The 6,266-nt window shown below is 40.2% G+C and carries 4 protein-coding genes; 2 read left to right on the top strand and 2 right to left on the bottom strand.

The features are described from left to right. Together rhlB and gppA are read left to right on the top strand one after the other, a co-directional pair. On the top strand, window positions 1-1,119 hold a 1,119-nt coding region (gene rhlB / locus BHE89_RS07545; RefSeq protein WP_128860375.1), incomplete at its 5' end, for an ATP-dependent RNA helicase RhlB. A gap of 3 nt (window positions 1,120-1,122) precedes the next feature. Then, the gene (gene gppA, locus BHE89_RS07540) at window positions 1,123-2,631 is read left to right on the top strand and encodes a guanosine-5'-triphosphate,3'-diphosphate diphosphatase (protein WP_069369921.1); all 1,509 of its coding nucleotides are present in this window, start codon (window positions 1,123-1,125) and stop codon (window positions 2,629-2,631) included. A gap of 76 nt (window positions 2,632-2,707) precedes the next feature. On the opposite strand, the gene rep is transcribed toward gppA, so the two are convergent. Together rep and ilvC are read right to left on the bottom strand one after the other, a co-directional pair. After that, on the bottom strand, window positions 2,708-4,732 hold the full coding sequence (gene rep / locus BHE89_RS07535; protein WP_069369922.1) for a DNA helicase Rep: 2,025 nt from the start codon (window positions 4,730-4,732) through the stop codon (window positions 2,708-2,710). 519 nt (window positions 4,733-5,251) lie between these two features. Then, on the bottom strand, window positions 5,252-6,266 hold a 1,015-nt coding region (gene ilvC / locus BHE89_RS07530; protein WP_128860374.1), incomplete at its 5' end, for a ketol-acid reductoisomerase.

Genomic DNA, 6,266 nt, shown 5'->3' with positions numbered 1-6,266 from the left:
TTTTTAACCTCAACGTTCCATTATCTTTTAACACACCCTGCTAAAGAAGGGCATGAAACTAATCAACCTCGTGCTCTTATTATGGCACCAACACGCGAATTAGCCGTGCAGATTTATTCTGATGCTAAAGAGCTTGCGCAACATACAGGAATTAAAATGGGTCTCGCCTATGGTGGCGATGGCTATGACGAACAACTCAAAGTATTAAGTAATGGTGTCGATATTGTTATTGGCACAACAGGTCGTTTAATTGACTACGTTAAGCAAGGTCATATTAACCTTAACGCAATCCAGGTTGTGGTGCTTGATGAAGCTGACAGAATGTACGATCTTGGCTTTATCAAAGATATTCGTTGGATTTTCCGTCGGATGCCAGTTGCTGCTGAGCGTATGAATATGCTGTTTTCTGCGACACTTTCTTACCGCGTAAGAGAGCTGGCTTTTGAGCAGATGAATAACCCTGAGTATGTTGAAGTTGAACCTGAACAAAAAACAGGTTTTAGCATAAAAGAAGAACTCTTCTATCCTTCAAATGAAGAGAAAATGCGTCTTCTTCAAACACTAATTGAAGAAGAATGGCCGGATCGCTGTATTATTTTCGCCAATACAAAACATCGTTGTGACGATATTTGGGCACATCTTGCCGCAGATGGACACCGTGTTGGTTTATTAACAGGTGATGTTCCTCAGAAAAAACGTCTACGCATTTTAGAAGATTTTACCCAAGGTAATATTGATATTCTGGTCGCCACTGACGTTGCCGCTAGGGGGCTCCATATTCCATCGGTCACTCATGTTTTTAACTATGATTTACCTGATGATTGCGAAGACTATGTTCACCGTATTGGTAGAACGGGACGTGCTGGAAATAGTGGTAACTCAATCAGTCTTGCGTGTGAAGAATATGCGCTAAATTTACCTGCAATTGAGACTTATATTCAACATGCTATCCCAGTGAGTAAATATAATAGTGATGCGTTATTAGCTGATCTTCCTGAGCCTAAACGCCGTCATCGTCCTCGACAAGGTCAGCCTCGTCGCAATAATGCGTCAGTGCGAAATAATAGAGGAAATAATACTCACCGTAACAACCGAAATAAACGCCCGAGTCATCCATAAATTATGCTGAAATCCTCATCACTTTATGCTGCTATTGATTTAGGTTCTAACAGTTTTCATATGTTAGTCGTTCGAGAAATCGCGGGCTCTATACAAGTCCTTTCCCGCGTGAAACGTAAAGTTCGACTCGCAGCTGGCCTAAACAGTGAAAATGAATTGTCAGAGCAGGCAATGGAACGCGGTTGGCAATGTTTACGACTTTTTTCTGAATATCTACGTGATATTCCGGCTGAACAAATCAGAGTCGTCGCAACAGCCACATTACGTATTGCTAAAAATGCAGATATTTTTGTCGCAAAAGCGTCTGAAATATTAGGCAATACTGTTCATGTTATTAGTGGTGAGGAAGAAGCACGCCTTATCTATCGTGGCGTTGCACATACCACTGGTGGTGCAGAACAACGTTTAGTCGTCGATATCGGTGGAGGCAGCACCGAACTGGTTACTGGTACAGGCGCTAAAACGACACAATTAATGAGCTTAAGTATGGGCTGTGTCACTTGGTTAGAGCGTTATTTTACTGATCGCTCTTTAACTCAAGAAAATTTTGCGAAAGCACAAGAAGCAGCTAAAGCGATACTCGCCCCCGTGGCGGATAAATTAATTGAACAAGGCTGGCAAGTGTGTGTGGGCGCCTCTGGTACTGTACAAGCGTTGCAAGAAATCATGATAGCTCAAGGTATGGATGAATTAATCACCTTACCTAAGCTTGAACGGCTCAAGCACAAAGCCATTGAATGTGGAAAACTGGAAGAATTGGAAATTGAAGGGCTGACTTTTGAACGGGCCTTAGTGTTTCCGAGTGGGCTTGCCATCTTAATCGCTATATTTGAAACATTACATATCGACAATATGATTTTAGCAGGCGGTGCATTACGAGAAGGCTTAGTCTATGGAATGTTACATCTTCCTATTGAGCAGGACATCCGCCAACGTACTCTTCGTAATATTCAGCGTCGATTTCAGATTGATATTGAGCAAGCACACCGAGTTCAACAACTTGCAGAACACTTTTTTATCCAAGTCAGCAAGAATTGGCAGTTAGATAATCGTTGCCGTGAGTTGCTTAATAGTGCCTGCGCATTACATGAAATCGGCCTAAGTGTCGATTTCCGCCAAGCCCCTTCACATGCGAGCTATCTGATCTCTCATCTTGATTTACCAGGATACACACCTGCACAACGACGTTTATTGGCTTCTTTGCTAAAAAACCAAACAGGGATCATCGATCTTGCGCCTCTTAATCATCAAAACGCCTTACCGATCACTCAAGCTACTCAACTAGTGCGTTTACTGCGGTTAGCCATCATTTTTGCTAGTCGTCGCCGTGATGATACTCTCCCAGCATTGCGATTACGCACTGAAGATGAAAAACTCATTATTACATTGCCATATCAATGGCTTAATGAGCACCCGTTACGCGCTGAAAATCTCCAAGAAGAGATCCAACTTCAGAGTTATGTTCATTGGTCTTTAATAATTGAAGAACAAAATAGCTCTCGTATAAGTTAGCCTTTTTACTTATACAAAAATAAGAACCCCTTGGACATCAATATGTCAAGGGGTTTATTTATCTACCACTTTTATTCTATTCAGGTTTATGCCTTGCTAACATAGCTCTTAATCCTGCAACACCTTTTTGCCCTTTCTCTTGTTTTTCCTCAGCACTTAATGCTTTCTTTTTATTGGTATCCCAATTCAAATCATCTTGAGGTAATTCATAAAGAAAACGGCTTGGTTCAGGTTTGATTAATTCACCGTATTGACGTCTTTCCTTACATAATGTAAACGTGAGTGTTTTTTGTGCACGCGTAATTCCCACATAAGCAAGACGCCTTTCTTCATCTACATTATCTTCATCAATACTACTTTGGTGTGGCAATATCCCTTCTTCCATTCCAACGAGAAACACATGAGGAAATTCAAGACCTTTAGAAGCATGCAAAGTCATTAACTGAACTTGATCTAACTCTTCTTCTGTTTCTCCTCGCTCCATCATATCGCGCAAGGTAAAACGGTTAACGACTTGAGAAAGCGTCATAGGCTCATGTAATTCATCACCTTCAAGCATTTCACTCATCCATAAAAATAGCTGATTAATATTTTTCATCCTCATTTCTGCGGCTTTCGCACTACTTGAGGTTTCATATAACCAACTTTCATAATCCATTTCATGCAATAAGTCACGTACGGCTAATAGTGGCTCTCGTTCTGATTTCTGTACTATACGCGACATCCATTGTGAGAATGCTTGTAATGAATTCAATCCTCGACCTGTTAATGTTTGACTTAATCCCAAATCAAAACAGGCATTGTATAAGCTTTTATCTCTAATTTTTGCCCACTCACCTAACTTTTGAATGGTCATAGGCCCGATTTCACGACGCGGTTTATTCACAATACGTAAAAATGCCGCATCATCATCAGGATTAGTAATGACCCGCAAATAGGCCAAAATATCTTTTATCTCTTCTCGTGAGAAAAAAGAAGTTTCACCTGAAATGCGATAAGGAATACGATTTTGCATCAAGTATTTTTCAAAAATACGGGATTGATGGTTACCACGATAAAGGATCGCATAATCCTTATAATTAGTTTTATTAATAAAGTGATGAGCAATTAATTCACCAGCTACACGTTCAGCTTCATGCTCTTCATTATTTGCCGTTAAAACCCGCAGTTCATCACCATAACCTAATTCTGAAAATAACCGTTTTTCAAAAACATGGGGATTATTTTCAATCAAGATATTCGCTGATTTTAGAATACGTCCAGAAGAGCGATAATTTTGTTCCAGCTTAATCACATTAAGTTGTGGAAAATCTTTTTGTAATAACACTAGATTTTGAGGACGAGCGCCACGCCATGAATAAATTGATTGGTCATCATCACCAACAACCGTAAAGCGAGCCCTTTCACCGACCAACCATTTGACCAATTCATATTGGCTTGTATTAGTATCCTGATATTCATCCACCAGCAAATAACGAATACGTCGTTGCCAACGTTCTCTCACTTCTTCATTCGTACGTAATAACATGGTCGGTCGGCTAATTAAGTCATCAAAGTCGAGCACGTTACAACTACGCAGGTGTTGCTCGTAACGTCGAAAACATTCTGCAAAGGTATGATCTTGCTGCGATCTCGCTATTCCTATGACTTGCTCTGGCGTGAGAAGATCATTTTTCCAGTTAGAGATTTGGCTTTTTAACTGAGAAAGTAAATCTTTATCTTCTTCTAATAAATCAGCCGTTAATTCTTTGAGTAATGCCGATTGGTCTTGATCATCAAACAATGAAAATTTCGCTTTAATACCTAGCGCTTTATATTCACGTTTAATAATTTCTAATCCCAAGGTATGGAACGTTGAGATCATCAATCCCTTCGCTTCTTGGCGACCTAAGGTTTGAGCGACACGCTCTTTCATTTCACGCGCAGCTTTATTGGTAAACGTAACTGCCGCGATCTGCTTTGCTGAGTATTGGCATTGACGAATAAGATGTGCAATTTTATTGGTAATAACCCGTGTTTTACCTGATCCTGCACCTGCCAAGACCAAACAAGGGCCTGACACATATTCCACTGCTTTTTGCTGACCAGGATTTAATCGCATACGTTTTCCAAACTTCAATTAACCAAGAACATGACGGGGGATAATTGTAGCAGAAACCAACCAAAGTCTTGAGTATTCCCTCTTTCAATTTTCCTGAAACGATAAAAAACCGTACTTCATTAAGAAATACAGTTTTCAATAAAATACAACCTTCATTTTTTGCTTATTTTTCTAAACTATTTGCGAGAGAAGAAGGCGACAAAGGATAGTTACAATAGCATACATTCTCTCTTTCAATTTTCCTGAAACGATAAAAAACAAAAAACCGTACTTCATTAAGAAATACGGTTTTCAATAAAATACAACCTTCATTTTTTGCTTATTTTTCTAAGCTATTTACGTGAGAAGAAGGCGGCAAAGGAGGTTATCCCAAGGAGCATACATTAGTATGTGACTTGGGTAACCGAGTGTAGCCAACGCACTTATCGCGTAAAGAGCGACGAAAAATTAGTATGTGACTAGGATAACCGAGCATAGCCAACGCACTTATCGCGTAAAGAGCGACGAAAAATCGGAAAGTTAGTTGGCGACGGCAATTTTCTTCATATCCGTCATATATCCACGCAAGGTTTTACCTACAGCTTCAATTGGATGCTGACGAATAGCGTCATTGATATCACGTAATTGTGCATTATCGGTACCATTATCTTGAACTTTCTTCGCTAAATCACCAGGTTGCAATGTTGTCATAAACTCTTTCAGCATAGGAACAACAGCGAATGAGAACAAATAGTTACCATATTCTGCAGTATCAGAGATAACCACATTCATTTCATATAAACGCTTACGAGCGATGGTATTCGCGATTAATGGCAACTCATGCAGTGATTCATAATAAGCTGACTCTGCAAAAATGCCTGCTTCAATCATGGTATCAAAGGCTAATTCAACACCGGCTTTAACCATTGCAACCATTAATACACCGTGATCAAAATACTCTTGTTCACTGATTTTACCCTCATATTCAGGGTAATTTTCAAATGCACTTGCTCCCGTTTCTTCACGCCATGTCAGCAAGTTTTTATCATCATTTGCCCAATCAGCCATCATAGTTTCAGAGAATTTACCTGAAATGATATCATCCATGTGTTTCGCAAACAGAGGGGCCATAATCTCTTTCAGTTGTTCTGATAATGCATAAGCGCGCATTTTCGCAGGGTTAGATAATCTATCCATCATCAAGGTGATCCCACCTTGCTTGAGTGCTTCTGTAATCGTTTCCCAACCAAATTGGAGCAACTTACCTGCATAACCAGGTTCAACACCATCTGCAACCATTTTGTCGTAACATAACAGAGAGCCAGCTTGTAACATACCGCACAGAATAGTTTGCTCACCCATTAAGTCTGATTTAACTTCAGCGACGAAAGAAGACTCTAAAACACCGGCACGATGCCCCCCTGTTGCTGCGGCCCATGCTTTGGCAATCGCCATACCTTCACCTTTTGCGTCATTTTCAGGGTGAACAGCAATCAGAGTGGGAACACCAAAACCACGCTTATATTCTTCACGAACTTCTGTACCTGGGCATTTT

The organism is Shigella sp. FC1967 (assembly GCF_001743005.1).
GTDB lineage: Bacteria > Pseudomonadota > Gammaproteobacteria > Enterobacterales > Enterobacteriaceae > Proteus.
The sequence above is the reverse complement of the archived record's forward strand: the minus strand, read 5'-3'. Positions and strand labels throughout refer to the sequence as shown.

Bases quoted from the DNA above. Each gene is read 5' to 3' on its own strand.
- gppA (WP_069369921.1), top strand. From the start codon at position 1,123: ATGCTGAAATCCTCATCACTTTATGCTGCTATTGATTTAGGTTCTAAC.
- rep (WP_069369922.1), bottom strand. From the start codon at position 4,732: ATGCGATTAAATCCTGGTCAGCAAAAAGCAGTGGAATATGTGTCAGGC.